The following is a 3,730-nucleotide window of genomic DNA, read 5'->3' on the forward strand; positions in this document are numbered from 1 at the left end:
GAGGACGAGTCCGAGCCGCCAGTCGAGTGCCAGGACGACGATCCCCAGCACGGTCGGGACGGTGATGAGCTGGATGAAGAGCGTGGAGAGCGAGGAGATGGCGGCCGCCGCGGTGGTGGCGTTGTAGCCGACGACGGAGGTCAGGTCGCCGGCCGCCCGGCGGGCGAGCTCCTGCTGCGGCATGGACCGGAGTCGGGCTCCGAGGCGGAGCCTGGTGGTCCGGGTGACGAGGTGCCAGTAGTCGTAGGTGAACGCCGTCTCGCGCACGCGCAGCGCCGCTTCGCCGGCGACCAGGGCCGCCAGCAGCCCGTCCCTCGTCCAGGCGCGGCCGGTGCGAACCGGCTCGCGGGTCAGTTCCGCTAGCAGGGGGATGAACGTGGCGTAGGCGGCGGCCTGAACGAGGGAGGCCGCGACCGAGACCCGCAGGGTGCTGCGGAACTGCGGGGCGTACGGGCCTGCGGCGGTGAGCATCAGGCGAAGGATCCGCCTCATCGGACAGTCTCCCGGTCGGTGGTGAGGCCCCAGCGGGCGGCCTGTTCGTGGCGGGCCCACAGCTGGGCGTATCGGCCCCCGGCGGCGACGAGTTCGGCGTGCCGTCCGCGTTCGGCGACCCGGCCGCCGTCGAGGACCACGATCTGGTCGGCGTCGACGATGGTGTTGAGTCGGTGGGCGATGATCAGGACGGTCCGGCCGTGGGTGAGCCGGGCGATGGCCTGCTGGATCGCGGCCTCGCTCTCGGGGTCGGCGAAGGCCGTCGCCTCGTCCAGGATCACGATCGGCGCGTCGGAGAGGATCGCCCGGGCGATGGTGATGCGCTGGCGCTGCCCGCCGGAGAGGAGCCCGCCGCGCTCGCCGACCTGGGTGTCGTAGCCGTCGGGCAGCTCGCGGGTGATGAACTCGTGTGCTGCGGCAGCTGCGGCCGCGGCCCGGACTTCGGCGTCGGTCGCGTCGGGGCGTGCGAGCCGGATGTTCTCGGCAACGGTGCCCGTGACCAGGAAGGGCTCCTGGAAGACCAGGGCGATGTGCCGGAGGAGGTCCTCGCTGCCGATCTTCCGCACGTCGACGCCGCCGATGCACACGGAGCCCAACTCGACGTCGTGGAAGCGCGGAATGAGCCTGGCCACCGTGGACTTGCCGGAGCCGGACGGTCCGACCAGCGCGCACACCGTGCCGGCCGGGATGTCGAGGTCGATGCCGTCGAGAGCCGGGCGGCCCCGGTCGGCGGCGTAGCGGAAGGTCACGTTGTGGAGTGTGACGGCCGAGCCCTCCGGTTGGCGGGGGTGCTCCGGTTCGGGGAGGGCGGGGGCGCCGAGGAGTTCGGTGATCCGGACGGCCCCGGCCTTGGAGTCGTTGATGTGGTTGGCCAGGTGCATCAGGGGTGCCACGGCTTCGATCGGCAGGGCGCCGATCAGCAGGCCGAGCAGCAGGTCGGTGTCGGAGATCCAGCCGGCCGCGCGCATCGGCACGGCGGTGGCCGCGATGAGCAGCAGGGTGGGGAGCGGCACGATGAACAGCCGGGTCAGCAGGCCGGAAGCCCGCGAAGTGGCGAGCCAGCCGGCGACGGATTCGGTGAACTCGCCGACGGCGGTGGAGAACCGGCGGAAGGATCCCTGTCCGTCGTCGAAGGTCCGCACGATCGGCATGCCCTGGACGAACTCGACCACGGCGGCGTTGACGCTCTCGTTCGCCTGGTTGTAGCGCTCGCGCTGCTGGGTGTAGTCGCGGGAGAGCAGGGACAGGCACACCATGGCGATCGGGAGGACGAGGAGGACGGCGAGCAGCAGCCGCCACTGCACCGCGCCGAGGGCGAGCAGCGCGGCGAGGGGCTGGGCGATGCCGGATCCGACGAACGGCAGGGCGTCGGCGACCACGTTGTGCAGCGACTTGACGTCGTCCTGCATGATCTTCTTGATCCGGCCCGAGCCCAGCCGCTGCACCTCCCCCAGGGGCATTCCGGCGAGTGCGTCGGCGATCCTGCCGCGCAGGACCACCTCCAGGCTGTAGCTGGCCTCGTGGGCGAGGTGCTCGGCGAGGCAGCGAGCGGCGAACGCGGTCACCAGGGCGGCCAGCGCCCCGACCGTCCAGGCGGTGATGTCGGACCGGTTACCGGAAAGCAGTGCGCCGACGGCGAATGCCGCGCAGAGGTGGCCGACGACCGCTCCGATGCCGCCGAGTACGCCGAGGAGGGCCGCGCGCCCGAGCCTGGCGCGAACGGCCGGGGCGAGTGCGACCAGGTCCAGGACGCTTCCCAGTCCGCCCTTGCTCATCGCACGCCTCCGGCGATCAGAGCGGCCAGCTCCCGCTTGTTGACCTTGCCGAGTGCGGTGCGGGGGAAGGAGTCCAGCACCTCGATCCGGTCCGGCAGTTTGAAGGCCGCGAGGCCGAGCCTGGTGAGGTGCGCGTTGAGTTCGGCGCGGGTCGGCGGGGTGCCCCGGGTGATGACGCAGGCGCAACTGCGTTCGCCCAGGGTGTCATCGGGGATGCCGACGATCGCGACGTCGTGGACGGCCGGGTGGCCGAGCAGGTGGTTCTCGACCTCCTCCACCGGGATCTTGTCGCCGCCGCGGTTGATGACGTCCTTGACCCGTCCCTCCACCACCAGGTGTCCGCTGGGCAGTTGGCGGACGAGGTCGCCGGTGCGGTAGTAGCCGTCGGGAGTGAAGGCGGTTCGGTTGTGGTCCTCGGCGCGGTAGTAGCCGCGCAGGGTGTACGGGCCGCGTACGTGGAGCTCGCCGACTGCGCCGGGTGCCACCTCGTGGTCGTCGGCATCGACGATCCGCAGTTCGTCGTCGGCGGCGAGCGGGTGGCCCTGGGTGTGCAGGACCAGCTCGTCGGGGTCGTCCTGCCGGGTGAAGTTGAGGAGTCCCTCGGCCATGCCGAAGACCTGCTGGAGCCGGCAACCGAGGGTGGGCGTGATCCGTGCGGCGGTGTCGGGCTTGAGCCTGGCCCCGCCGACCTGGAGCAGTCGCAGGCTGCTGAGATCGGCGTCGGCCCACTCGGCGGCCTCCAGCCAGAGCAGGGCCAGCGGTGGGACGAGGGCGGTGACGGTGACGCGTTCGCGCTCGATCAGGCGGAAGGCGTCGTCCGGGCTGGGGGTGGGACTGAGCACGACGGTGCCGCCCGCGTACAGGGTGCCGAGGACGCCGGGACACGCCAGCGGGAAGTTGTGGGCGACGGGCAGGGCGGCCAGGTAGCGGGTGTCGGCGTCGAGTCCGGTCACGGCTGCGCTGGCGGTGAGGTTGTAGACGTAGTCGTCGTGCGTGCGCGGGATCAGCTTGGGGACTCCGGTGGTGCCGCCCGACAGCAGGAGCAGGGCGACGTCGGCGGGATCCGGGCCGGGCAGTGGTCCCGGTTCGGCGTCGAGATCCGCCAGGGCGGTGAACTCATCCGGGTCGCCCACGATCAGGACGTGGCGCAGGGCCGGTGCCTGGGCACGGACGGTCCGGGCCAGGGGTCGGTGGTCGAATCCCAGGTGGGTTTCCGGTGCCACGTAGGCGACGGCCTCGGAGAGCCGGGCGAGGTGGACGATCTCGGTCTCTCGGTGGGCGGGAAGGGCGTAGACGGGGATCGCCCCGAGCCGGAACAGCGCAAAGGACAGGGCGAGGAACTCGGCCACGTTCGGCAGGTGCACCACCACCCGGTCCCGGGGCGCGATGCCCAGGGCGTGCAGGCCGGCGGCCAGCCGGTCGGCGCGTTCGTCGAGTTCGCGGTAGCTCCAGCGGCGGCCGCC

Annotated in this window: 2 protein-coding genes and 1 pseudogene; all 3 read right to left on the reverse strand. The window is 72.0% G+C overall.

The features are described from left to right. Nucleotides 1-492 (reverse strand): annotated as a pseudogene (locus tag AB0O00_RS32385) (ABC transporter ATP-binding protein/permease); the annotation flags it as partial. Further along, nucleotides 489-2,267 carry an ABC transporter ATP-binding protein gene (locus tag AB0O00_RS32390; RefSeq protein WP_363657875.1) on the reverse strand — a complete coding sequence of 593 codons (1,779 nt, stop codon included), beginning with the start codon at nt 2,265-2,267 and terminating at the stop codon, nt 489-491. The pseudogene AB0O00_RS32385 and the gene AB0O00_RS32390, both read right to left, overlap by 4 nt. After that, nucleotides 2,264-3,730: AMP-binding protein (locus AB0O00_RS32395; protein ID WP_363657877.1), on the reverse strand; the 1,467-nt coding region annotated here is incomplete at its 5' end. The genes AB0O00_RS32390 and AB0O00_RS32395, both read right to left, overlap by 4 nt.

The organism is Kitasatospora sp. NPDC093558 (assembly GCF_040683475.1).
In the GTDB taxonomy this organism is placed as follows: domain Bacteria; phylum Actinomycetota; class Actinomycetes; order Streptomycetales; family Streptomycetaceae; genus Kitasatospora.